The 23,946-nt window shown below is 67.2% G+C and carries 17 protein-coding genes and 1 tRNA gene; 6 read left to right on the forward strand and 12 right to left on the reverse strand.

Annotation, left to right across the window (positions count from 1 at the left end; genetic code table 11):
- The first annotated feature begins 377 nt into the window (after positions 1 to 377).
- Both AB0H78_RS31770 and AB0H78_RS31775 read left to right on the forward strand, forming a co-directional pair.
- Positions 378 to 1,754 (forward strand): aminotransferase class V-fold PLP-dependent enzyme, encoded by a 1,377-nt coding sequence (locus AB0H78_RS31770; protein ID WP_363238156.1) that lies wholly within the window; start codon positions 378 to 380, stop codon positions 1,752 to 1,754.
- A complete protein-coding gene (locus tag AB0H78_RS31775) occupies positions 1,751 to 3,157 on the forward strand; it encodes a SidA/IucD/PvdA family monooxygenase (RefSeq protein ID WP_363238157.1) in 1,407 nt (468 codons plus the stop codon). Before AB0H78_RS31770 ends, AB0H78_RS31775 begins: the two co-directional genes overlap by 4 nt.
- A 56-nt stretch (positions 3,158 to 3,213) precedes the next feature.
- Here the strand turns inward: AB0H78_RS31775 and AB0H78_RS31780 are convergent, their stop codons facing one another.
- Positions 3,214 to 5,013, reverse strand: a complete 1,800-nt coding sequence (locus AB0H78_RS31780) for a 5'-nucleotidase C-terminal domain-containing protein (RefSeq protein ID WP_363238158.1) — start codon at positions 5,011 to 5,013, stop codon at positions 3,214 to 3,216.
- A 134-nt stretch (positions 5,014 to 5,147) separates the two neighbouring features.
- Here AB0H78_RS31780 and AB0H78_RS31785 point away from each other — a divergent pair, with 134 nt between their 5' ends.
- Together AB0H78_RS31785 and pyk are read left to right on the forward strand one after the other, a co-directional pair.
- Positions 5,148 to 5,828: an SIMPL domain-containing protein gene (locus AB0H78_RS31785; protein ID WP_363238159.1), complete on the forward strand. Its 681-nt coding sequence runs from the start codon at positions 5,148 to 5,150 to the stop codon at positions 5,826 to 5,828.
- A gap of 134 nt (positions 5,829 to 5,962) precedes the next feature.
- Positions 5,963 to 7,399 carry a pyruvate kinase gene (gene pyk / locus AB0H78_RS31790; RefSeq protein ID WP_363238160.1) on the forward strand — a complete coding sequence of 479 codons (1,437 nt, stop codon included), beginning with the start codon at positions 5,963 to 5,965 and terminating at the stop codon, positions 7,397 to 7,399.
- 53 nt (positions 7,400 to 7,452) lie between these two features.
- Here pyk and AB0H78_RS31795 read toward each other — a convergent pair whose 3' ends face one another.
- From AB0H78_RS31795 to AB0H78_RS31805, 3 genes are all read right to left on the reverse strand, one after another.
- A complete protein-coding gene (locus AB0H78_RS31795) occupies positions 7,453 to 9,402 on the reverse strand; it encodes an alkyl sulfatase dimerization domain-containing protein (protein WP_363238161.1) in 1,950 nt (649 codons plus the stop codon).
- 144 nt (positions 9,403 to 9,546) lie between these two features.
- On the reverse strand, positions 9,547 to 10,302 hold the full coding sequence (locus AB0H78_RS31800) for a helix-turn-helix domain-containing protein (RefSeq protein WP_363238162.1): 756 nt from the start codon (positions 10,300 to 10,302) through the stop codon (positions 9,547 to 9,549).
- A gap of 104 nt (positions 10,303 to 10,406) precedes the next feature.
- Positions 10,407 to 10,479, reverse strand: a tRNA-Leu gene (locus AB0H78_RS31805).
- Between the two features lie 109 nt (positions 10,480 to 10,588).
- Here AB0H78_RS31805 and AB0H78_RS31810 point away from each other — a divergent pair.
- The gene (locus AB0H78_RS31810) at positions 10,589 to 11,248 is read left to right on the forward strand and encodes a response regulator (RefSeq protein WP_363238163.1); all 660 of its coding nucleotides are present in this window, start codon (positions 10,589 to 10,591) and stop codon (positions 11,246 to 11,248) included.
- Between the two features lie 66 nt (positions 11,249 to 11,314).
- Here AB0H78_RS31810 and AB0H78_RS31815 read toward each other — a convergent pair whose 3' ends face one another.
- From AB0H78_RS31815 to AB0H78_RS31850, 8 genes are all read right to left on the reverse strand, one after another.
- A complete protein-coding gene (locus AB0H78_RS31815) occupies positions 11,315 to 12,031 on the reverse strand; it encodes an ABC transporter ATP-binding protein (protein ID WP_363238164.1) in 717 nt (238 codons plus the stop codon).
- Complete coding sequence (locus AB0H78_RS31820) at positions 12,028 to 12,885, reverse strand: ABC transporter ATP-binding protein (RefSeq protein WP_363238165.1); 858 nt, start codon at positions 12,883 to 12,885, stop codon at positions 12,028 to 12,030. The genes AB0H78_RS31815 and AB0H78_RS31820 overlap by 4 nt, the downstream gene beginning before the upstream one ends.
- A 5-nt stretch (positions 12,886 to 12,890) precedes the next feature.
- Positions 12,891 to 14,654 (reverse strand): branched-chain amino acid ABC transporter permease, encoded by a 1,764-nt coding sequence (locus AB0H78_RS31825; RefSeq protein ID WP_363238166.1) that lies wholly within the window; start codon positions 14,652 to 14,654, stop codon positions 12,891 to 12,893.
- A 5-nt stretch (positions 14,655 to 14,659) separates the two neighbouring features.
- Positions 14,660 to 15,592 carry a branched-chain amino acid ABC transporter permease gene (locus AB0H78_RS31830; RefSeq protein WP_363238167.1) on the reverse strand — a complete coding sequence of 311 codons (933 nt, stop codon included), beginning with the start codon at positions 15,590 to 15,592 and terminating at the stop codon, positions 14,660 to 14,662.
- Positions 15,593 to 15,698: 106 nt separating this feature from the next.
- Entirely contained in the window at positions 15,699 to 16,919 is a 1,221-nt protein-coding gene (locus AB0H78_RS31835) for a branched-chain amino acid ABC transporter substrate-binding protein (protein ID WP_363238168.1), read from the reverse strand.
- 565 nt (positions 16,920 to 17,484) lie between these two features.
- The gene (locus AB0H78_RS31840) at positions 17,485 to 18,135 is read right to left on the reverse strand and encodes a hypothetical protein (RefSeq protein ID WP_363238169.1); all 651 of its coding nucleotides are present in this window, start codon (positions 18,133 to 18,135) and stop codon (positions 17,485 to 17,487) included.
- A 63-nt stretch (positions 18,136 to 18,198) separates the two neighbouring features.
- Entirely contained in the window at positions 18,199 to 18,663 is a 465-nt protein-coding gene (locus AB0H78_RS31845; protein WP_363238170.1) for a hotdog fold thioesterase, read from the reverse strand.
- 64 nt (positions 18,664 to 18,727) lie between these two features.
- Complete coding sequence (locus AB0H78_RS31850) at positions 18,728 to 21,007, reverse strand: FdhF/YdeP family oxidoreductase (RefSeq protein WP_363238171.1); 2,280 nt, start codon at positions 21,005 to 21,007, stop codon at positions 18,728 to 18,730.
- Between the two features lie 125 nt (positions 21,008 to 21,132).
- Here AB0H78_RS31850 and polA point away from each other — a divergent pair, with 125 nt between their 5' ends.
- A complete protein-coding gene (gene polA / locus AB0H78_RS31855; RefSeq protein WP_363238172.1) occupies positions 21,133 to 23,844 on the forward strand; it encodes a DNA polymerase I in 2,712 nt (903 codons plus the stop codon).
- Positions 23,845 to 23,946: the final 102 nt, after the last annotated feature.

Below are 23,946 nucleotides of genomic sequence, written 5' to 3' on the forward strand. Positions count from 1 at the left end.
TCTCATGGCCCCACCCTCGGGAGCCCGGGCCCAGGTGCGCCGCAGACACGCGCCCGACCGCCCACGGCCGGGAGATCGCCCTGCCCGCCCCCATGAACGGGCGGGCGGGTGGGAGAAAGATGCCCGCCGAAGGCGAGCGCCCACCCACCGGCCCGCGGCCGCGAACCCTGCCCGGCCGCCCACGGCCAAACGCACCCCCGGCCCGCGGCCGCGAACCACCCCCGCCCGCCCATACCACCCACCCCCGCTCCAACCCCCGCACACCGCACGGCAGTACCACTTTCGGGTCGAGCTCGTTGTGCTGTGCAGGCGCACCATCTGATCTCCGGTCAGGCTGGTGAAGCCTGCCCACGCGCACCCGAAGGACGACACCCCGCATGAACACCCCGCCCCTCTCCGGTGGCATCGAAGGGCCGGCCGCCCTACGCCCCCTCCTGACCACCGTGCTCGACGCGCTGTACGACGGAGCCGTAGCCCGCAGCGGCCCCCTCCCCGCCGGAGGCCCCTGGCACACCGCAGCCCGGGTACGCGCCGCCGTCCACCCCGTGCTGCCTCCCACCGGCACCGGCGCCGAAGAAGCCCTGCGCACCCTGGTCACCGCCGTCACCGAAGGCGCCGCCGACCCAGCTGACCCCCACTGCGCCGCACACCTGCACTGCCCGCCCCTCGCACTCGCCACCGCAGCCGACCTCGCCGCATCGGCCCTCAACCCCTCGATGGACTCCTGGGACCAGGCCCCCGCCGCCTCAGAGATCGAGACGCTCGTCACCGCCGCCCTGGCCGCCGAGGTCTACCCCCAACACCCCGCCGCCGACGCCCTGATCACCACCGGCGGCACCGAGTCCAACCAGGTCGCTCTCCTCCTCGCCCGCGAACTCCACGGCCCCGTCCAAGTGGTCTGCGGCGCAAACGCCCACCACTCCCTCCACCGCGCCGCCTGGCTCCTCGGCCTCCCCGAACCCGTCGCCGTCCCCGCCCCCACCGGCACCATGGACCTCGCCGCCCTCGACGCCGCACTCACCGACCTCCACCCCCAACTCCTCGTCGTCGCCACCGCAGGCACCACCGACACCGGCCAGATCGACCCCATCCCCGACATCGCCGACCTCTGCGACACCCACGGCGCCGAACTCCACATCGACGCCGCCTACGGCGGCCCCCTCCTCTTCAGCCCCACCCACCGCCCCAAACTCACCGGGATCGACCGCGCCCACTCCGTCACCCTCGACCTCCACAAACTCGGCTGGCAGCCCGCCGCCGCAGGCATCGTCGCCGTAGCCGACCCCGCCCGCCTGCACCCCCTGGGCCACACCGCCGACTACCTCAACGCCGACGACGACACCGAAGCCGGCCTCCCCGACCTCCTCGGCCGATCCCTCCGTACGACCAGACGACCCGACATCCTCAAAATCGCCGTCACCCTGCGCGCACTCGGCCGCGACGGACTCGCCGACCTCGTCGACCGCACCTGCGCACGCGCCACCGAACTCGCCCAACTCACCGAACAACACCCCGAGTTCGAGCTCTACGAACACCCCACCATCTCCACCGTCCTCCTGCGCCCCACCACCGCCGACGACGAAACCCTCGCCACCCTCAGACGCACCCTCCTCACCGAAGGCCGCGCCGTCCTCGGCCGCGCCCGCACCCCCGACGGCCGCCTCTGGCTCAAAGCCACCCTCCTCAACCCCCACACCACCACCGGCGACCTGACGACCCTCCTCAAACTCCTGGAAGGAAGCACCCCCCGATGACCGCCCAGCAACCACACGAAGACCAGCCCCACGACCTGGTAGGCATCGGAATCGGGCCCTTCAACCTCTCCCTCGCCGCCCTCGCCGACGGCGTACACGGCCAGATCGCCGCCACCTTCTACGAACAGCGCCCCGCCTTCCACTGGCACCCCGGCCTCCTCATCGAAGGCGCCACCCTCCAAGTCCCCTTCCTCGCCGACCTGGTGACCCTCGCCGACCCCGCAAGCCCCTGGACCTTCCTCAACTACCTCAAGGCCCGCGAGCGCCTCTTCCCCTTCTACTTCGCCGAGCGCTTCCACATCCTGCGCACCGAATACGACGCCTACTGCCGCTGGGTCAGCGAAAACCTCACCGGACTCCACTTCGGCCACCAGGTCGACGCCGTCCGCTGGAACCCCGAACGCGCCCTGTTCGAAGTCGACTTCACCCAACTCGACGCCGACGGCGAAGCCGAAGCCCTGGGCCGCGCCTACACCCGCAACCTCGCACTCGGCGTCGGCACCGAGCCCTACATCCCCGAACCCCTCAAACCCCTCGCCGAAGCCCCCACCGTCCCCGTCGTCCACGCCGCCGACTACCTCGCACACCGCACCCGCATCCTCGGCGCCGAACACATCACCGTCATCGGCTCAGGACAGTCCGGCGCCGAAGTCTTCCTCGACCTGCTCCGCGCCCGCCCCGCAGGCCGCGAAAAAATCACCTGGCTGGCCCGCAGCGAAGCCTTCGCCCCCATGGAGTACTCCAAGCTCGGCCTGGAACACTTCACCCCCGACTACACCCGCTACTTCCACCACCTGGCCGAAGGCGTACGCGACAAGCTCGTCCCCCAGCAGTGGCAGCTCCACAAAGGCATCGACGCCGACACCATCGCCGCCATCCACGACGAGCTCTACCGCCGCACCCAGCACGGCGGCTGGCCCGACGCCACCCTCACCCCCGGCGTCTCCGTCCGCACCGCAGGCCGCGTAGGCGCGACAAAGGTGGAACTCCACCTCGAACACGCCCAGCAGTCCACCCGCTCCCGCCTCACCACCGACGCCGTCGTTCTCGCCACCGGCTACAGAGAACGCTCCGTCGACGGCATGCTCGCCGGCATCGACCCCTACATGCGCCGCGACTCCTCCGAACGCCCCCGCATCGACGCCGACTACCGCCTCATCCTCGACCCGTCGGTCACCGGCTCCGTCTACGTACAGAACGCGGAGCGCCACACCCACGGCGTCGGCGCACCCGACCTCGGCCTCGCCGCGTGGCGCAGCGCCACCATCCTCAACTCCCTCACCGGCAAAGAGCCCTACCCGCTCCCCAGGCGCACCGCCTTCACCAGCTTCGGCCTAGACCGCGAAAAAGCACTGCCCCCACAGCGCCACGAAGGCCTCGTCCCGCTCGCCGAACGCACATGAAAAAAGGGGGCTGCCCGGAACGGAACGAACCCGGACAGCCCCCACACATGCACGCCCTAGAAGACCGGCACACCGTCCCGCGTCAGCTTCCAGTCCACCGAAGCGAACGCCGACGGATCCACCGACCCCTTCGCTTTCACCCACGAGATGATCGTGTTACGGATCTCCTCGGAGTTCGCCCACAGCTGCTTGGCACCCGGCACATGCGGGAAGTTGCCGCCACCGCTCGCCCGGTAGTTGTTCACCGCCAGCACGAACTGCGCCGCCGGATCGATCGCCTTCCCCCCGAAGGACAGACCCACGATCCTGGCACCCGCCGCCTTCGCGATGTCGATCTCGTACGTCAGACCCGACACCGCGTCGTAGTTGTAGTCAGGCGTGTTGTCCGCATTCGTCAGCTTCGACGTGTCCACCACACCACCCGCAGGCGTCTGCACGTAATACCGCGCCGAGAACTCCAGATAGTCCTTCAGCTGAGCACCCGTCAGAAGCCGTGCCTCCAGGGTGTTCTCGAACGGATACAGACCCGCCGCGTCCTTGATCGTCACATTCCCGGACGGGATCTGCGCCGTACGCGAGAAACACGACGCCTGCGAAAGCACCGGCAGCGCCGCATACTCGCCACCCGCCAGAGCCGCCTTCACCGTCTCCGCCTGGACGACATTGATCAGATCGATGATCGGCTCGTCCTTCCACGCCGCCTCGGCCGTCGTCATCGCCGCCGTCGACGTACCGATCACCTGGTTGACGTACGCCACGACCTTCCTGTGCTCGTCCACCAGCAGCTTCGTGATCTTCGGGTCCTCGGCCACCGCGTTGGAGTTCAGCACCTGCGCGCCGACCTTCTCCACCGACCAACGGCCCTTCGCCCACACCAGATCGAAGTCGAACAGCGTCAGCCGCTGCCCCCACTTCAACGGCTCCGACAGCACGACCTTCTTGCCCGTCGCCTTGTTCTCCACGAAATACTCGGGAATCTCCGTGTGCGCATGCCCCACGAGAATCGCATCGATGCCGGGCACCTGCTCGGCCACCAGACCCGCCGCGTTCTCGATGTACGGCAGCTGGTCACCGTACGACGACGTGCCGCTCGACCCCGAGTGCGCGGACACGATCACCACGTCCGCACCCATCGACCGCAGCTTCGGCACCCACTTCGCCGCCTGCTCCTCAAGACCCGGGAACACCATCTTCCCGCTCACATTGGCCTTGTCCCAGATCGCGATACCCGGATTCGTCAGACCCAGGACCGCGACCTTCACATCCGGACCGTGCGGAGTACGGACCCGCTTGATGAAGTACGGGGCGAACGCCGGCCTCAACGTCTTCGCATCCAGCGCGTTCGCACCGAGCAGCGGGAAGTCGCACTGCTCCTCGAACTTCCGCAGCACCGGAATGCCGTAGTTGAACTCGTGGTTGCCGAGCGCCGCGGCGTCGTACCCGATCGCATTCATCGCCTGCGCCATCGGGTGCACAGGACCGTGCTTCGCCGTGATCGGGTCGACCTTGGCGTAGTAGTACGAGAGCTGCGTGCCCTGGATCGTGTCACCCGCATCGATCATCAGAGTGTTGCGGCGGCCCTTCTCCGCACGGACCTGGTCCACCAGCGTCGAGATCTTCGCCAGACCGACGTCGTTGTGCGCCTTGTCGTCGAACTCCTTGTCCGTGAAGTAGTCCCAGTTGAAGACGTTTCCATGCAGATCGGTCGTCCCCATCACGGTGAAGGAGTACCGCTTCGGCGGACGCCCGTGACCGTGCTCGTGCGCCTCGGCCGGCACCGCCGTACCCCCGGCGATCGCGGCACCCGCACCGACAGCGGCCGACGTACCCAGGAACGTCCTACGATTCAGCGGCATTTTGCCCCCTCTTGAGCAGCTCTTGACTTCGCAACGCGCGTAGATTCTGACCCGGCAACCCCACACAGCAACACCCCTTACAGGTTTCGATCTGATGACTCCCAGACGTCAGACCCCGGTGCCAAGCTGAACCCATGGCCGGAACCCCAGAAACCCCCCTCGTCACCGTCCGCGGTGAAGCCACCCACGAAGTGGATCCCGAGACCGCCACCCTCACCATCACCGTCAGCGCACGCGGCAAAGACCGCAGAACAGCCCTCGAAGACCTCACCCGACGCAACAACACCGTCCTCGAACTCACCAAGAGCTACGGCGAAGCAGTCGAAAAGCTGGAGTCCGGAGGCTTCTCCATCACCCCCGAACTCACCGCCCACGGCCGAGGCGAACGCATCCGCGCCCACCACGGCCGCGTCCGCATCACCGCCGTACTCAACGACTTCACCGCCCTCGGCGAACTCACCACCCGCCTCGCCGACCTCGAACTCACCCGCGTCGACGGCCCCTGGTGGTCCCTGCGCCCCACCTCACCCGCCCACGGCGAAGCCCGCCGCCAAGCAGTCACAGAAGCCGTCACCCGAGCCCGTGAATACGCAGCCGCACTCGGCTCCGACCTCAGCGCACTCCTCGAACTCGCCGACCAGGGAATCGAAAACGCTCACCCTGCCGCCGCCATGCCCCCCGGCGCGTACACCCGCCAGTCCTTCGGCGGCGCCGCCGAAGACACCGCGGCCCCCGCACTCGACCTCGAACCCCAACGCCAGACCGTCTACGCCCAGGTCACCGCACGCTTCACCATGACCCCGCCAAAACTCTGAAACCCCACCACGCAATGCTCATCAGAGCACCCCTGCGCACAATTCAACACTTGTCAATAACCCTTCACGCAAAGGTTGTTGAGTAGTCATGCACAGCCAATTCCCTACCCACCGGTAAGCCCTAGGCTCGAACCATGCGCCGAGCAAAGATCGTCTGTACCCTGGGCCCCGCCACCGACACATACGACCAGATCAAGGCACTGGTCGAAGCCGGAATGGACATCGCCCGCTTCAACCTCAGCCACGGCACCTACGCCGAACACGAGGAGCGCTACCAGCGCGTCCGCAAAGCCTCCGAGGAAACCGGCCGCAGCGTCGGAATCCTCGCCGACCTTCAAGGCCCGAAGATCCGGCTCGGACGCTTCGCCGAAGGCCCCGTACTCCTTGAACGCGGCGACCACTTCACCATCACCGTCGAACCAGGCACCCCCGGCGACCGCCACACCTGCGGAACCACCTACGACGGCCTCCACACCGACGTCACCGCAGGCGAACGCATCCTCGTCGACGACGGCAAAGTCGCCCTCGAAGTCACCAGCGTCGACGGCCCCCGCGTCAACACCACCGTCGTCGAAGGCGGCATGGTCTCCGACCACAAAGGCCTCAACCTCCCCGGCGTCGCCGTCTCCGTCCCCGCCCTCTCCGAAAAGGACATCGACGACCTGCGCTGGGCGCTGCGCACCGGAGCCGACATCATCGCCCTCTCCTTCGTACGCAGCGGACGCGACATCGAAGACGTCCACCGCATCATGAAAGAAGAAGGCCGCCACCTCCCCGTCATCGCCAAGGTCGAAAAACCCCAAGCGGTCGAGAACATCGAAGACATCGTCGCCGCATTCGACGGCATCATGGTCGCCCGCGGCGACCTCGGCGTCGAAATGCCCCTCGAACAAGTCCCGATCGTGCAGAAGCGCGCCATCAAGCTCGCCAAGCGCAACGCGAAGCCGGTCATCGTCGCCACCCAAATGCTCGAATCGATGATCGACAACTCCCGCCCCACCCGCGCCGAAGCAAGCGACGTCGCCAACGCCGTCATCGACGGAACGGACGCCGTGATGCTCTCCGGCGAAACCAGCGTCGGCAAATACCCCATCGAGACGGTCAGGACCATGGGCCGCATCGTGGAGGCGGCAGAAGAGGACGTCCTCGCCAAGGGCCTCCCGCCCCTCACCGAACGCAACAAGCCCCGCACCCAAGGCGGAGCGGTAGCCCGCGCAGCCGCCGAAATGGGCGACTTCCTCGGCGCCAAATACCTCGTCGCCTTCACCCAGTCCGGCGACACCGTCAAACGCCTCAGCCGCTACCGCTCACCCATCCCGCTCCTCGCCTTCACCCCGGACCCCGCCACCCGCGCCCAGCTCAACCTCACCTGGGGCGTGGAAACACTCCTCGGACCCCGCGTCGAATCCACCGACGAAATGGTCGCCCAGGTCGACGAACTCCTCCTCAAGTACGGCCACTGCCAGAAGGGCGACATCGTCGTCATCACCGCAGGCTCCCCGCCCGGCGTCGCAGGCTCCACCAACATGGTCCGCGTCCACCACATCGGCGAGGACGACAGCCCCAAGTAACAACAGAGAAGGGGCCCTCCACCTGAACGGAAGGGCCCCTCCTGGCTTGCGACCTACGGTGTGACGATCGCGAAATTCGGATCCGGCTTCTCTACGACAGCCAGCATCTTCTGCAACAGCGTCACATCACCCACCACCTTGATGTCCCCGAGCCCCGCACCACCCAGCAGAGACAACAACTGCGGCTTGGTCATCGTCAACGTCACACCCGCGCCCGGGTCCGCCTTCGCATCACTGCGATACGTCAACACCCCATTCTGCAACGTCAGATGCCACACCGCACCCAGCGCCGGAAAACTCCAGTCCATCGACAGCTTCAGATCCCACGCCTTCGGACCATTGATCCGAATCGCCACCGAATCGATGAGCTGATCCACCGACAACGCCATCAGCATCGTCGGCCCCGTGGTGTTCGACTCGGCAGGCTTCACCCCATCGGTCAACTCCATCGCACCCGTCAGATAGAAGTTGCGCCACACCGCATTCTCCGTGGCATAACCCAACTTCGTGTACACCTTGGCCAGTTCCCGCTTCGCCGGAGTGTAGGTGGGGTCGGCGAACACCACATGGTTCAACAGCGTCGCAGCGAACCGCAGATCACCCTCATGCACAAACAGCAACGCCCGCGCCACCGTCGCCCCACGACCACCCAGCGCCTTCACATACCGCTTCGACTCCTCCACCGGCGGATGCGACCACAGATGCGCCGGATTCGCATCGAACCAGCCCATGTACCGCTGATAAATACCCTTCACGTTGTGCGACAACGAACCGTAATACCCACGGTTCGCCCACCCCTCCAACGCCGGCGGCAACGTGATCGCCTCCGCGATCTCCGCACCCGTCATCCCGACATTGATCATCCGCAGCGTCTGATCATGCATGTACGCATACAGATCACGCTGCTGCGTCAGCAGATCAGTGATCTCCTCACCACCCCACGTCGGCCAGTGATGCTGCGCGAACGCCACATCCACCGCACCGTCGAGCAACGTGATCGTCTCGTTGAGGTAATGCGACCAGATCCGGGCATCACGCACCTGCGCACCACGCAGCGTGATGATGTTGTGCATCGTGTGCGTCGCGTTCTCCGCCATGCACACCGCACGCAGATCGGGGAAGACGAAGTTCATCTCCGCGGCCGCCTCGGTCCCCGGCGTCATCTGGAACACGATCTTCACCCCGTCGATCGTCTCGACCTGACCGGTCTTCGTGACGAACTTCGTCGGCGCGATCAGCCCCACCGAACCGAGCGAAACGTTCTGCCCGAGACCACAACCGATCTGCCCGGCAGCGGACTTGGGCAGCTGTGCGCCGTACATGTACGAGGCGCGACGCGTCATCGCCGTACCTGCGTAGACGTTCTCGGACACGGCATGGTCCATGAAGCCCTCAGGGGCCAGCACAGGGACGCTGCCGGCACCATTGGGCAGCACGCCGTACGCACCACCGAAGTGATCCACGTGCGGGTGCGTGTAGATGACGCCGGTCACGGCCTTGTCGCCACGGTTGTCGCGGTAGAGCTTGAGCGCGGCGGCGGCGGTCTCGGCGGAGATCAGGGTGTCGATGACGATGATGCCGGTGTCGCCCTCGACGATCGTCATGTTCGAGAGGTCGAGCCCACGGACCTGGTAGATCCGGTCGGTCACCTTGTACAGCCCCTGCTTCGAGGCGAGTTGACCCTGCCGCCACAGACTCTTGTTGGCGGTCTTGGGTGCGTCACCCTCAAGGAACTTATACGCGTCGTTGTCCCAGACCACCTTGCCGGCGGCGTTCTTCACGACGCCGGGGGTCAGGGCGGCGATGAAGCCCTTGTCGGCGTTGGCGAAGTCGGCGGTGTCACCGAAGTCCAAGCTGTCGCCGCCAGTCGCGCTCTCCACACCGGCGGCAGCTGCCCCTTGGGGTCTCGCGGAGGCGGCGTAGGCCTCCGGGCTCACGGCGACGGCCGCAGCGGCGGCTCCTGCGGCAGCTGCGACGAAGCCACGGCGGTTCAGGGGAGTCATGCGTACCTCTTCGGACGATGATCGCGACACGGGTATGTCCGGCGAAGATCGCAGTGAGGGTACGCGCGGGTCAAGGTTTCCAAGGAGATTTGGTGACGGTCCCTGGTGGGGCGATGGGGGGTTGTGACCCGTCACATTGCCCGGTCAGTACTTGGGTCCTACGTGTAGGTCCATGAGGGCGACGGACGCTTTCCGGGCAACGGAGATGTTCTGCCAGTTCGCCCGACGCCACTGCACGCCGACACCGTCCAGGGTGTCGGTGAAGAGGGTGGTGATGTCGGCCGACAGGTTGGTGAAGAAGTACCGCGGATACGTGTAGCGCTTCAGCTCGCCCGCTATGACCTTCTCGGTCCAGTTGGTGATCCGGCATCCGTCGGAGTGGATGAGGCCGCGGATGAATTCCCAAGGGTGGGTGGTCACGATCTCCTGCTGCCAAGGTTCGAGGGCGATCGTGCGTTCGTGCTTCTTGCCCGGACCGTGCTGCGGGAAGAGGCAGGGCCAGTGCTTGCTGTATCCGGTGACGTACTGGCAGCCCTGGCGCTGGACGCGGCAGATCTTGTTGTCGGGACGGAGGGTCTGTATGGCCTCTGCGCAGGCGTCGATGAGCCCAGGCCATGCGTCGGCGCAGGCGATACGCAGGGAGTACACGCCCCGGAGCGGGCTGATGCAGCCGTCGCCGAGGTAGAGGCCGAGGAGGTAGGCGTACGTATCCGGGTGATCTGGGAGGGCCGGCTGATCCTGGCATCTAGGGCAACTGGTGCCTCTGTGCAGAGGCTCGATCCGGGTCTGCCAGGAGCGGATCGCGGCTCGGGATATCCCGATCTCTTTGCTGACGGAGTTCATGCTGCGGCCCTGAGCCACCATGGCCAGGGCCCGCTCGCGCGTACTGATCTCGTACATGCAGACACTCTGCGTGATTGACAGTGGCCGCATGTAGCAGAAAGCGGATGTTCACGAGAACGTGAACATCCGCTTTCTTGGTGACCTTGGAATCCTAGGAAAAGTGCCCCGAGTCGGATTCGAACCGACGCTGTATGGGTTTTGAATCCATCGCCTCTTCCGCTGGGCTACCGGGGCTTCCTTTAAAAGAAAGGTTTACGGCCACCCGCCGTGCGACCACCTTACCGCAGCTAGGTAGGCTCATGGGGAGCAGTACCCCCGCCCTGCCTTACCAAGGAGCGCCCCCGTGACCGCCCCCGAGTCGCCCCAGCCCGTCGACGCGTCCGACGACGACAAGTCGCACGTCCCGCCGCTGACGACCCGTGTCGTCATCGCTGAGGACGAGGCCCTCATCCGCCTCGACCTCAAAGAGATGCTCGAAGAAGAGGGCTACGCGGTCGTAGGCGAGGCCGGTGACGGCCAGACCGCCGTCGAGCTCGCCCGGGAGCACAAGCCCGACCTCGTCATCCTCGATGTGAAGATGCCCATCCTGGACGGGATCTCCGCCGCCGAGAAGATCACGGAGGAGTCCATCGCCCCCGTGCTGATGCTCACCGCGTTCTCGCAGCGCGACCTCGTGGAGCGGGCGCGGGACGCCGGGGCGATGGCGTACCTCGTGAAGCCGTTCTCCAAGAGCGACGTCGTGCCCGCCATCGAGATGGCAGTGTCCCGCTTCTCGGAGCTGAAGGCGCTGGAGACCGAGGTCGCCGACCTCACGCTCCGCCTGGAGACCCGCAAGCTGGTCGACCGCGCGAAGTCGATCCTTCAGACGCAGTACGGGCTGACTGAGCCCGCCGCGTTCCGGTGGATCCAGAAGACGTCGATGGACCGGCGCCTGTCGATGCAGCAGGTTGCCGAGGCGGTCATCGAGGACGCCGAGGAGAAGAAGGCCGCGAAGGGCGAGTAGCAGAGGCGTACAGCGCGAAGGGCCCGCACCTCTCGGTGCGGGCCCTTCGGCGTACGAGGGGGAGGGTCAGTCCTCGCCGAGGTACGCCTTGCGGACGGACTCGTCGTGCAGGAGGTTCTGGCCGGTTCCGGAGAGGACGATCTTGCCGATCTCCATCACGTGGCCCTGGTCCGCGAGGGAGAGTGCGGCCTGGGCGTTCTGCTCGACCAGGAGGATGGTCGTGCCGGAGGCCTTGAGCTCGACGATGGTCTCCATGATCTTCTGCATCATGATCGGGGAGAGGCCCATGGAGGGCTCGTCGAGCATGAGCAGCTTGGGCTGGGACATGAGCGCGCGGCCCATGGCGAGCATCTGCTGTTCGCCGCCGGAGAGGGTGCCCGAGGCCTGCTTTCTGCGTTCCCCGAGGATGGGGAAGAGGTCGTAGGCGCGCTGGATGTCCTTTTCGATGCCGTCCTTGTCGGTGCGGAGGAATGCGCCGAGTTGGAGGTTTTCCGCGATCGTGAGGCGCGGGAAGATGTGCCGGCCTTCGGGGGAGTGGGCGAGGCCGAGGGCGACGATCTTGTGTGCGGGGATGCCGGTGAGTGGCTTGCCCTCGAAGATGATCTTGCCGCTGGTGGGCTTGAGCAGTCCGGAGAGGGTGCGCAGGGTGGTGGTCTTGCCCGCACCGTTGGTGCCGATGAGGGTGACGACCTGGCCGGCTTCGACGCTGAAGGAGATGCCCTTGACGGCTTCGATTTTGCCGTAGGAGACCCTGAGGTCCTCGACTTCGAGGAGAGCGGTCACTTGGTGTCTCCTTCGGTGCTTGCCGCGTCGGCTGCTGCTTGTACTTCGGCGGCTTCTTCGGCGCCGGGGGCGCCTTCAAAGGGGGTGCCGAGGTAGGCGGCGATGACGCGTTCGTCGCTCTGGACGACGTCCGATGTGCCTTCGACGAGTTTTTCGCCTTGTACGAGGCAGGCGACGCGGTCGCAGAGGTTGAAGATGAAGCGCATGTCGTGCTCGATGACGAGGACGGCGATGCCCTGGTCGCGTACCGCGAAGATCAACTCTTCGGTGGCGCGCGTCTCTTGGGGGTTCATGCCGGCGGTGGGCTCGTCCAGGAGGAGGAGGCCGGGTTCGCTGGCGAGTGCGCGGGCGATTTCCAGCTTGCGCTGTTCTCCGTAGGGGAGGTTGCGCGCGAGGTGGTCGGCTTTCGCGGCGAGGCCGGTGAACTCCAGGAGTTCCATGGCGCGTTCGTGCGATTGGGCTTCGGCTTTCTTGAAGCCGGGGCCGCGCAGGAGGGCCGACCAGAGGCCTTCCCTGGTGCGGGTGTGGCGGCCGACGAGCACGTTTTCCAGGACGGTCATGTTGGCGAAGAGCCGGATGTTCTGGAAGGTGCGGGCGATGCCGGCGCTGGTGATCAGGTGGGGCTTGGAGGGGAGGACGGTGCCCTTGTAGGCGACCTTGCCCTCGGTGGGGACGTACAGACCGGTGAGGCAGTTGAAGAAGGTGGTCTTGCCTGCGCCGTTGGGGCCGATGAGGCCGACGATCTCGCCGCTGTTGACGGTGAGGTCGACGTTGCGTACGGCGGTGAGGCCGCCGAAGCGCATGGTGACGCCGCTGGCTTCGAGGATGGGGCTGGGGGCTGTGGTGGTGGTCATGTGGGTTATGCCCCTGCCTTGGTGACGCCGACGGTGGAGTCGGGAAGGCCTTGTTCGGGGATGTCGAGTTGGCCTGTCTCGTGGAATTCGAGCTGCTGGCGCCGGTTGGCGATGATGCCTTCGGGGCGGAATCGCATCAGGAGGATGAGGGCGATGCCGAAGGCGAGCAGCTGGTAGTTCTTGAGGAAGGTCAGTTTCTCGGGGAGCAGGTAGAGCAGGCTGGCGCCGAGGATGGGGCCGCTGACGGTGCCCATGCCGCCGAGGACGACTGCGGCGAGCAGGAAGGCCGAGTTGGGCGGTACGGAGCCGGCGAATTGGTACGGGGCCGGGGTGACGCTGTAGCCGACGTGGGCGCTGACGGTGCCGGCGAGGCCGGCGAGTGAGGCGCCGAGTGCGAAGGCGATGAGCTTGACCCGGAAGCCGTTGATGCCCATGGCGGTTGCTGCGGTTTCGTCTTCGCGGATGGCGATCCAGGAGCGGCCGATGCGTGAGTCGGCTGCGCGGTTGAAGACGACGACGACGATTCCGGTGATGACGAGCATCAGCAGGAGGTAGTTCGCGAATCGGCCGACGGTGAGTGAGCCGATGTCGTGGGGTGTCCCGAGGTTGAAGCCGAAGAGGTTCAGGTCCGGGATCATGGTGATGCCGTTGGGGCCGTTGGTGAGGTTGGGTCCGGAGGAGCCGTCCATGTTGTTGACGGCGATGCGGAAGATCTCTCCGAAGCCCAGGGTCACGATGGCGAGGTAGTCGCCGCGCAGGCGCAGGGTGGGGGCGCCGATGAGGACGCCGAAGACGAGCGATGCGCCCATGCCGGTGAGCATGGCGGCCCAGAAGGGGAACTGGACGCCTGCGAACCGGGAGAACTCGGAGCCGGAGACCAGGGCGGAGGCGTAGGTGCCGACGCCGAGGAAGGCGACGTAGCCGAGGTCGAGGAGGCCGGTGAGGCCGACGACGATGTTGAGGCCGAGGGCGACGGTGGCGACGACGAGGATGTTCACGCCGAGGTTGGCGTTGTGTTCGTTCTGCTCGACGAAGGGGAAGAGCGCTGCGGCGAGGAAGGCGAGGGAGGTCGCGAATCCCTTGTGCCGGGCGTTGAGTTGGGAGAAGCGCTCGAAGAGGCCGGCGGCGAAGAGTGCCCAGGCGCCGAGGATCACCAGGAGCAGGAAGCCGAGGAAGGTTTCGCTGGCTTCGTTGTCGACGCCGATGCCGTAGGTGAAGACGAGGAGGCCGAGTGCGGTGCCGATGGTGATGACGAGGCGTTCGCCCCAGGCGGGGAGTGTGCCTGCCGGGGGGATGTGTGCGGGCTTGCTGATCCAGTCCTTGGCGGTGTCGCCGGGGCTGGGCAGGGCGAGGGCGCCGAGGAGGGCGGCGAGCGAGGCGACTGCGGCGATGTAGGCGCCGGGGTCGAGGTTCGCGAGGCCGTTGAGGTCGACGGCGATGGCGATGGCTGTGAACCAGCTGACGGCGAAGGCGGAGCCGGCGGCGAGTACGACGGGTGCGGTGGCGTAGGCGGGGTTGAGCCAGCGCAGGCCGCGTATGTCCCAGCAGGTGAGTGCGTAGAGCAGGGTGAGTGCGCCGGCGACGAGTGCGAGGACCTGGAGTCCGGCGGGGGAGCCGTAGTAGGTGAGGTCTCCGGGGAAGTCGGAGGTCCAGGTCCAGGACATGAAGGTGCTGGCGATGGTGCCGATGGCGCCGAGTGCGATGAGTCCTCGGGCTGCGGTCTGCGGGAGCGGGATGAGGCCGCGGGTGGTGTTGTCCGTTTTTGCCATGGTGGTCACGCCCTGTCCGCGACGCGTTCGCCGACCAGGCCTTGTGGCCTGAACAGGAGAACGAGGATGAGGAGGACGAAGGCCCAGACGGAGGACCAGACCTGGCCGCCGAGCTGCTCCATGCCGGGGACGTTGTGGATGTAGGAGGTGGCCATGACTTCGGCGAGGCCGAGGACGAGGCCGCCGAGCATGGCGCCGTAGATGTTGCCGATGCCGCCGAGTACGGCTGCGGTGAAGGCCTTGAGGCCCATCTGGAAGCCCATGTCGTACTTGATGGTGCCGTCCTTCATGCCGTAGGCGACGGCGGCGACGGCGGCGAAGAGGCCGCCGATCGCGAAGGCGACCATGATGATGCGGTTGACATCGATGCCCATGAGCTGCGCGGTGTCGGGGTCCTGCGCGGTGGCCTGCATGGCGCGGCCGGTGCGGGAGCGCTGGACGAAGAGTGCGAGCGCTGCCATGCAGATGGGGGCGGCGATGATGATGAAGAGCTGGCCGGTCTTGATGTGTACGGAGCCGATGTCCCAGCCGTCGCCCGGGATTTGCGGGAACGTGCGGTCGACTTTGGCGTCGGGGTACAGGTTGAAGACGGCCTGCTGGAGTGCCAGGGAGAGTCCGATGGCGGTGATGAGTGGTGCGAGGCGTGGCGCGCCGCGTAGGGGCCGGTAGGCGAAGCGTTCGGCTCCTACGGCGATGAGGACGGCGACGAGGCCGCCGCCTATGAGCATCGCTGGTAGGGCTATCCACATGGATGTGCCGTCGGGCAGGACGTAGAGGTAGACCGTCAGCGCGCCGAAGCCGCCGGTCATGAAGATCTCGCCGTGGGCGAAGTTGATGAGCTGGACGATGCCGTACACCATCGTGTATCCGATGGCGATCAGCCCGTACATCGAGCCGAGGAACAGCCCGTTGGCCAGCTGTTGCGGCAGGGTGTTCACCGCATGGCCTCCATGTGGGTGGGGAGTGTGATGGGTATGGATCGGGCCGCGCGGTGACGTGTGGTCTGGCCGCGCGGCCCTGGGGTGGTGCTAGCGGCGGAGGGGATCAGCCGTTGAACGTGCCGCTCTTGACGGCCTTCCAGGCGCCGTTGACGACCTGGTAGACGGTGAGCTGCTTGTTGTTGGTGTCACCGAACTCGTCGAAGGAGACGGGGCCGGCGATGCCGTCGAACTTGGTCTTCTGGACTTCGGCGACGACCTGCTGGCGGGCGTCGTCGGGGATCTTGCCGTCCTTCACGACGTTGCCGATCGCCTTGATGATGGCGGTGGCGGCGTCGTAGGAGTAGCCGCCGTAGGTGCCGTAGTCACCCTTGAGGCCGGAGGCCTTGTACTTGGTGATGAATTCCTTGGCGGAGGCCAGGGTGTCGACGGGCTGGCCGACGGAGGTGACGAGGTCGCCTTCGGAGGTCTTGCCGGCGGTCTGGATGTAGGTCGGGGTGAACATGCCGTCACCGCCGAAGAGCGGGATCTTGGCGCCGGCGTCCTTGAGCTGCTTGGTGACCTTCTCGGACTCGTCGTACTGGCCGCCGTAGTAGACGAGGTCGGCCTTGGAGTTCTTGATCTTGGTGACGAGGGAGGAGAAGTCGGTGTCGCCGGTGTTGACGTGGTCCTCGCCGGCGAGCTTGCCGCCTGCCTTGGTGAAGCCGGCCTTGAAGAGCGCGGCGAGGCCGGCCCCGTAGGTCTGCTTGTCGTCGACGACGAAGACGTTCTTCTTCTTCAGGGTGTTGTACGCGTAGTCGGCCGCGAAGCCGCCCTGGAGGGCGTCGGTGGTGGCGGTGCGGAAGTACGTCTTGAACGGGCGGGACTTGGAGGTCTGCCAGTTCTTGCCCTGGGTGAGGGTCGGGTTGGTGTTGGACGGCGAGATCTCGACCAGGTTGGCGGTCGCGAAGACCTGCTGCATCTGGGTGGCCACACCGGAGTTCAGGGGGCCGACGACGCCGAGGATGTTGCTTTTGGCGACGAGCGCGGTGGCGTTGGTCTGGCCGGTGGCCGGGTCCGCCTTGTCGTCGAGCGCCTGGACCTTGAAGGTCACACCGGGAACGGTGTTGTTCTTGTTGGCGTCGTCGACGGCGATCTGTACGCCGCCCTGGATGCCGAGGCCGGTGGCGGAGTTCGCTCCGGTCAGCGGTGCGTCGACACCGATGATGATCTCGGTCTTCTTGCCGCTGTCCTTGCTCCCACCGTCGTCGCGCGATCCGCAGGCGGTCAGCGTGAGCGCACCAGTGGTGAGCACGGAGGTGAGTATGACCAATGAACGCTGTCGCACGATGAATCCTCTCCCTGGCGCAGCAGCTCCGCTGAGCTGCCGTGTGTCTCGCCGGGCCGTACTGGGTTGGTACAGGGCCGTGCTGCAGACGCGCCCGGCGGCGCGGTGACTGGCCGTGACTCTAAGCGCAGGTGGCGGGGTGGGGGAGAGAGGAAGGTCAGGATGTGACGCTCTTGTTATGACGAGGGCCATGGAGTGGGGGAGCAGTGCGAGCAAATGGGCTCTTTGGGGACAGGGGGCGGGTGTTCACATCGTGAGAACTGCCAGCTCGGATCAGGGGCTTGGGGTGATCTAGGTGCTTACGTCGCGGGGATCGGTCGAGGTCGCGTGGGGGGATTGCCGGAAGGGGATAAGCGGAGTGGGTGAATCCTGTTCCGCATTACGGCATTGTTACGCAGTGTTACGGGAGTCGATTCCGGTCAGGCGTGCGGTGGGGCCGGCGGCCGGTGGTGCGTTGCTGATCGGCGTCCTTCCGTTTGGTCTGACGGGAGGTCAATTTCCTTGTGGGGCAGGTCTGCCGGCGTTGCCTGTGACTCCGGTGGGCCGGGGTCGGGGCCGTCGGTGGTCAGCAGATGCCGGCGAGGAAGCCGGAGAGGTCGCGGGCGTAGGGGCCGGTGAAGAGGAAGCTGTGTTCCTGCACCGCGCGTGCGTTGCGCAGCGTGGTGTCCAGGTAGGGCAGATCGACCGGGCCGGGGAGCGTGGCGCAGTCGTGGACCGTTGCCTGGAGGGTGACGCGGCGCGTGGTTCCGGGCTTCACGGTGAAGGGGCCGACCGGGTCGGAGCGGGTGTCGAGTCCGGGGAAGGCCTGGTCGATCCGGCTGACGGTCACTGCGGAGTCGTATCTTCCGGAGACGGTCACGAGGAAGGTGAAGAACGCGGTCCGGGCGGAGTGCTGGGCGGGTGCGGCGACTCCCTCGTACTGGATCGAGGTGAGCGCGGCGGGCCACGGGGGTCCCGTGTCGGCGACCGGCGGTGGTTCGCCGTGGGGGTCCGGGGCCGGCGAGGTTCGCAGCAGGGTGAGGATCACGCCTGCCGCGACCAGTGCGCCCGCGAGCTTGAGGAGTGCGCGCCGTCGTCCGGTGACGGAGCTCCAGCGGTCCGTGAGCCGGGGCCGGTCGGTGCCCATGGTGTCGGGGGTGGGCGCGGGCGTCCTGGTGGCGGAAGGGTGGTGAGGGCTGGTGGAGTCGCTTGGCTCGACGGGCCCGATCCCGCTCATGGCTGCGGCCTCATGGGGAAACCGTAGGGCGGGAGGTGGAGAGCGACAACAGCCGTGCAGGGGTCAGCCGTTGGCGTTGACGTCGCGCAGCAGGCAGGTCAGGCGGGCGGTGCAGACCCGCTTGTCGTTCTCGTCGGAGATGACGATCTCGTACGTCGCCGTGGAGCGCCCGCGGTGGACGGGTGTGGCGACGCCGGTGACGAGGCCGCTGCGGGCGCCGCGGTGGTGGGTGCAGTTGAGGTCGACGCCGACGGCGAGCTTGGATGCGCCGCCGTGGAGCATCGCGCCGACGGAGCCGAGAGTCTCGGCGAGGACGGCGGAGGCGCCGCCGTGGAGGAGGCCGTAGGGCTGGGTGTTGCCTTCGACGGGCATGGTGCCGACGACGCGGTCCGCGGAGGCTTCGACGATCCGTACGTCCATGCGCTCGCCGAGGTGTCCTGCGGAGAAGAGCGCGGGGAGGTCGACGCCGAGGGTGGCGTACTCGTCGATGACCTCTTGCGGGAACTTCGGGATCTGCTGCTCGCCCATGGGGTTCGGCTCCGTTCGTCTTCGTGCGGTCCTGAGGCTGCTGTCCGCCACCTTAAGCAAACGCTTAGGCGGTGGGTGATTGTTCCAGACGCACGACCAGCGACTTGGAGACGGGGGTGTTGCTGACGTCGGCCGTCGCGTCCAGCGGGACCAGCACGTTCGTCTCGGGGTAGTAGGCGGCGGCGCAGCCGCGGGCGGTGGGGTAGTGGACGACGCGGAAGCCGGGGGCGCGGCGCTCGACGCCGTCCTTCCACTCGCTGACGAGGTCGGTGTACGAGCCGTCGGCCAGGCCCAGTTGGGCGGCGTCCTCGGGGTTGACCATGACGATGCGGCGGCCGCCCTTGATGCCGCGGTAGCGGTCGTCGAGGCCGTAGATGGTGGTGTTGTACTGGTCGTGGGAGCGCAGCGTCTGCAGCAGGAGGCGGCCTTCGGGGAGTGCGGGGTATTCGACGGGGGCCGCGGTGAAGTTGGCCTTGCCGGTGTGGGTGGGGAAGCGGCGTTCGTCGCGGGGGCCGTGGGGGAGTTCGAACCCGCCGGGTGCGGCGACTCGGGTGTTGAAGTCCTCGAAGCCGGGGACGACGCGTGCGATGCGGTCGCGGATCGTGGCGTAGTCCTTTTCGAACTCTTCCCAGTTGATGTCGGATGCGCTGCCGAGGACGGCTCGTGCCATCCGGGCGACGATGGCCGGCTCGGAGAGGAGCTGGGGGCTCGCGGGGGTGAGGTTGCCGCGTGAGGCGTGCACCATGCCCATGGAGTCCTCGACCGTCACGACCTGTTTGCCACTCTTCTGGACGTCCTTGTCGGTGCGTCCCAGGGTGGGCAGGATCAGGGCGCGGCGGCCGGTGACGGCGTGCGAGCGGTTGAGTTTCGTGGAGACGTGGACGGTGAGCGCGGTGCGGCGCATCGCGGCTTCGGTGACGTCGGTGTCGGGGGTCGCGCCGACGAAGTTGCCGCCCATGGCGAAGAAGACCTTGGCCTTGCCGTCGCGCATGGCCTGGATGGAGCGGACGACGTCGTAGCCGTGGTGGCGGGGTGAGGCGATCCCGAATTCCTTGTCCAGGGCGTCCAGGAAGGCGGGGGCGGGGCGTTCGAAGATGCCCATGGTGCGGTCGCCCTGGACGTTGGAGTGGCCGCGTACGGGGCAGACGCCGGCGCCGGTGCGGCCGATGTTGCCGCGCAGGAGAAGGAAGTTGACGACTTCGCGGATGGTCGCCACGGCGTGCTTGTGCTGGGTGAGGCCCATGGCCCAGCAGACGATGGTGCGCTTGGAGGCGAGGACCAGGGCGAGCGCTTCCTCGATCTGGGGGCGGGTGAGTCCGGTCGCGGTGAGGGTCTGCTCCCAGTCCGCTTCGCGGGCGGCGGCCGCGAACTCCTCGTAACCATGGGTGTGTTCGCGTACGAAGAGCTCGTCGACGGCGCCGGCCGTGTCGAGGATCAGCTTGTTGAGGAGGCGGAAGAGGGCCTGGTCCCCGCCGATGCGGATCTGCAGGAAGAGGTCGTTGAGGGCGGCGCCCTTGATCATGCCCTGCGGGGTCTGCGGGTTCTTGAAGCGCTCCATGCCGGCTTCGGGCAGCGGGTTGACCGAGATGATCTTCGCGCCCGCGTGCTTGGCCTTCTCCAGCGCGGAGAGCATCCGGGGGTGGTTGGTGCCCGGGTTCTGTCCGGCGACGATGATGAGGTCGGCCTGGTGCATGTCCTCCAGGGAGACGCTGCCCTTGCCGATGCCGATGGTCTCCGCCAGTGCCGAGCCGGACGATTCGTGGCACATGTTGGAGCAGTCGGGCAGGTTGTTGGTGCCGTAGGCGCGGGCGAAGAGCTGGAGGAGGAAGGCGGCTTCGTTGCTGGTGCGGCCCGAGGTGTAGAAGAGCGCTTCGTCGGGGGATTCGAGGGCTTTGAGCTCTTCGGCGATGACCTCGAAGGCACGCTCCCAGCTGACGGCCTCGTAGCGGTCGGCGCCCTCCGCGAGGTACATGGGGTGGGTGATGCGGCCCTGCTGTCCCAGCCAGTACCCGCTGCGCGATGCCAGGTCGGCGAGGGGGTGCGCGGCGAAGAACGCGGGTGTCACGCGGCGCAGCGTCGCTTCCTCGGCGACCGCCTTCGCCCCGTTCTCGCAGAATTCCGCGGTGTGCCGTTTGTCGCCTTCGGGCCAGGCGCAGCCGGGGCAGTCGAAGCCGTCCTTCTGGTTGACCTTGAGAAGGGTCTGCGCGGTGCGCACCACACCCATCTGAGCCTGGGCGATCTTGAGGGTGTGGCCGATGGCGGGGAGCCCGGCTGCGGCGTGCTTGGGGGCCGCGACCTGCGGCGCGTCCTGGACCGGGTCACCTGCGGGCGGCTTGGCAGCCATGGCGCTCCCCTTCGAGCGGGCGGTTCGTTTCGTACGACTCCGATCCTGTCACGCACTGCTGACAGTCGTCTCGGCGAGGGCCGGGGAGGTCTGGATTGTCAGTGCTCCGTGGCAGGATCGGGGGCGTGGCCAAGACAGCATCGAAGCAGACCGCAGACACCCGCCCCCGCTTGCTCCTCATGGACGGGCACTCTCTGGCGTACCGGGCGTTCTTCGCGCTGCCCGCGGAGAATTTCACGACCGCGAGCGGCCAGCCGACCAACGCCATCTACGGCTTCGCGTCGATGCTGGCGAACACGCTGCGCGACGAGGAGCCGACGCATCTCGCTGTCGCCTTCGACGTCTCGCGCAAGACGTGGCGTGCGGAGGAGTTCCCCGAGTACAAGGCGAACCGCTCCAAGACCCCCGATGAGTTCAAGGGGCAGGTCGAGCTGATCGGCGAGGTGCTCGACGCCATGCACGTCGACCGTTTCGCGATCGACGGTTTCGAGGCGGACGACGTGATCGCCACGCTCGCCACGCAGGCGGAGGCGGCCGGCTTCGACGTGCTGATCGTCACCGGTGACCGGGACTCCTTCCAGCTGATCACCGAGCATGTCACCGTGCTCTACCCGACCAAGGGCGTCTCGGAGTTGACCCGCTTCACGCCGGAGAAGGTCGAGGAGAAGTACGGTCTGACGCCGCAGCAGTACCCGGACTTCGCGGCACTGCGCGGCGACCCGTCGGACAATCTGCCGGGCATTCCGGGGGTCGGCGAGAAGACCGCGGCGAAGTGGATCAACCAGTTCGGTTCGTTCGACGATCTGGTGGCGCGCGCGGACGAGGTCAAGGGCAAGGCCGGGCAGAACTTCCGCGACCACCTGGACGCGGTGAAGCTGAACCGCCGTCTCACGGAGATGGTGCGCGACGTCGAGCTGGCGAAGGGGCCTCAGGAGCTGGAGCGGGCGGCGTACGACCGCGAGGCGCTGATGGCCGTCCTGGACGTACTGGAGATCCGTAACCCCTCGCTGCGTGAGCGGCTGCTGGCGGTGGACCCGGGTGCGGGCGAGGAGGAGGCCGCGGCTCCTGCGGCCGGTGTGGAGCTGGACGGTTCGGTGCTGGCCGCGGGTGAACTGGCCCCCTGGCTGGAGGAGCACGGCGGGCAGCCGCTGGGCGTGACGACGGTCGACACCTGGGCGCTGGGGACGGGCAGTGTCACCGAGGTCGCGCTGGCCGCGGCGGACGGTCCCGCGGCCTGGTTCGACCCGGCGCAGCTGGACGAGGCCGACGAGCGGGCGTTCGCGGCGTGGATCGCGGACGGCGCGCAGCCCAAGGTGATGCACAACGCGAAGGCCGCGATGCGGGTCTTCCCCGAGCACGGCTGGAGCGTCGACGGCGTCACCATGGATACCGCGCTCGCCGCGTATCTGGTGAAGCCGGGGCGCCGTTCCTTCGCGCTGGACGCGTTGTCGGTGGAGTATCTGGGCCGCGAGCTGGCTCCGGCCTCGGCGAGCGAGGGCCAGCTGGCCTTCGGCAGCGACGACCAGGCCGAGGCGGAGGCGCTGATGACGCAGGCGCGGGCGGTGCTCGACCTGGGCGTGGCGTTCGGTGAGCGGCTGAAGGAGGTGGGCGCCACAGACCTGCTGCACGATGTGGAGCTGCCGACCTCGGCTCTGCTGGCACGGCTGGAGCGTCATGGCATCGCTGCCGACCGGCCCCATCTGGAGGGTATGGAGGAGCAGTTCGCGGGCGCCGTGCAGCAGGCGGTGAAGGAGGCGCACGCGGCGGTCGGGCACGAATTCAACCTGGGGTCGCCCAAGCAGCTCCAGGAAGTCTTCTTCGGTGAGCTGGGGCTGCCCAAGACGAAGAAGACCAAGACCGGTTACACCACGGATGCCGACGCGCTGGCGTGGCTCGCGGCGCAGACCGACCATGACCTGCCGGTGATCATGCTGCGCCATCGTGAGCAGGCCAAGCTGCGGGTCACGGTCGAGGGTCTGATCAAGACGGTGGCGACCGACGGCCGGATCCACACCACGTTCAACCAGACGGTGGCGGCGACGGGCCGGCTCTCGTCGACCGATCCGAACCTGCAGAACATCCCGGTGCGCACGGACGAGGGCCGGGCGATCCGCCGCGGATTCGTGGTCGGCGAAGGCTATGAGTCGCTGATGACCGCCGACTACAGCCAGATCGAGCTGCGGGTGATGGCGCACCTGTCGGAGGACGCGGGTCTCATCGAGGCGTTCGCCACCGGAGAGGATCTGCACACGACGGTTGCCTCGCAGGTCTTCGGTGTGGAGAAGTCCGAGGTCGACCCGGAGATGCGCCGCAAGATCAAGGCGATGTCGTACGGACTGGCCTATGGGCTCTCGGCGTTCGGCCTTTCCCAGCAGTTGAACATCGAGGCCGGTGAGGCGCGCGGTCTGATGGACACGTTCTTCGAGCGGTTCGGCGGAGTGCGCGAGTATCTGCAGCGTGTGGTGGAGGAGGCCAGGGCGACGGGGTACACGGAGACGATGCTCGGCCGCCGCCGTTATCTGCCGGACCTCAACAGCGACAACCGCCAGCGCCGTGAGATGGCCGAGCGGATGGCGCTGAACGCCCCGATCCAGGGCACAGCTGCCGACATCGTGAAGGTCGCCATGCTGAATGTCGACCGGGCGCTGACCGAGGAGGGCCTCACGTCGCGGATGCTGCTCCAGGTGCACGACGAAATCGTGCTGGAGATCGCGGCGGGAGAGCGGGAGCGGGTCGAAGAGGTCGTGCGTCGCGAGATGGCGGCGGCGGTCGAACTGCGGGCCCCGCTGGACGTGTCGGTGGGCGTGGGCACGGACTGGGAGTCCGCAGCGCACTGACCTGACCCTGAAGGGTGCGCCCCCCGGAGAGCGGCCTCCGGGGGCGGAGCCCCAGGTTCGGGAAGGGGCGGGGCCGGGGAATGTCCGTCGTCGTCCGCCGAC

Source organism: Streptomyces sp. NPDC050738, from assembly GCF_040654175.1.
Taxonomy (GTDB): domain Bacteria; phylum Actinomycetota; class Actinomycetes; order Streptomycetales; family Streptomycetaceae; genus Streptomyces.

Excerpts from the sequence above, each read along its gene's own strand:
- AB0H78_RS31770 (WP_363238156.1), top strand. The coding sequence starts at position 378 with ATGAACACCCCGCCCCTCTCCGGTGGCATCGAAGGGCCGGCCGCCCTA.
- AB0H78_RS31775 (WP_363238157.1), top strand. The coding sequence starts at position 1,751 with ATGACCGCCCAGCAACCACACGAAGACCAGCCCCACGACCTGGTAGGC.
- AB0H78_RS31780 (WP_363238158.1), bottom strand. The coding sequence starts at position 5,013 with ATGCCGCTGAATCGTAGGACGTTCCTGGGTACGTCGGCCGCTGTCGGT.
- AB0H78_RS31785 (WP_363238159.1), top strand. The coding sequence starts at position 5,148 with ATGGCCGGAACCCCAGAAACCCCCCTCGTCACCGTCCGCGGTGAAGCC.
- pyk (WP_363238160.1), top strand. The coding sequence starts at position 5,963 with ATGCGCCGAGCAAAGATCGTCTGTACCCTGGGCCCCGCCACCGACACA.
- AB0H78_RS31795 (WP_363238161.1), bottom strand. The coding sequence starts at position 9,402 with ATGACTCCCCTGAACCGCCGTGGCTTCGTCGCAGCTGCCGCAGGAGCC.
- AB0H78_RS31800 (WP_363238162.1), bottom strand. The coding sequence starts at position 10,302 with ATGTACGAGATCAGTACGCGCGAGCGGGCCCTGGCCATGGTGGCTCAG.
- AB0H78_RS31820 (WP_363238165.1), bottom strand. The coding sequence starts at position 12,885 with ATGACCACCACCACAGCCCCCAGCCCCATCCTCGAAGCCAGCGGCGTC.
- AB0H78_RS31825 (WP_363238166.1), bottom strand. The coding sequence starts at position 14,654 with ATGGCAAAAACGGACAACACCACCCGCGGCCTCATCCCGCTCCCGCAG.
- AB0H78_RS31840 (WP_363238169.1), bottom strand. The coding sequence starts at position 18,135 with ATGAGCGGGATCGGGCCCGTCGAGCCAAGCGACTCCACCAGCCCTCAC.
- AB0H78_RS31845 (WP_363238170.1), bottom strand. The coding sequence starts at position 18,663 with ATGGGCGAGCAGCAGATCCCGAAGTTCCCGCAAGAGGTCATCGACGAG.
- AB0H78_RS31850 (WP_363238171.1), bottom strand. The coding sequence starts at position 21,007 with ATGGCTGCCAAGCCGCCCGCAGGTGACCCGGTCCAGGACGCGCCGCAG.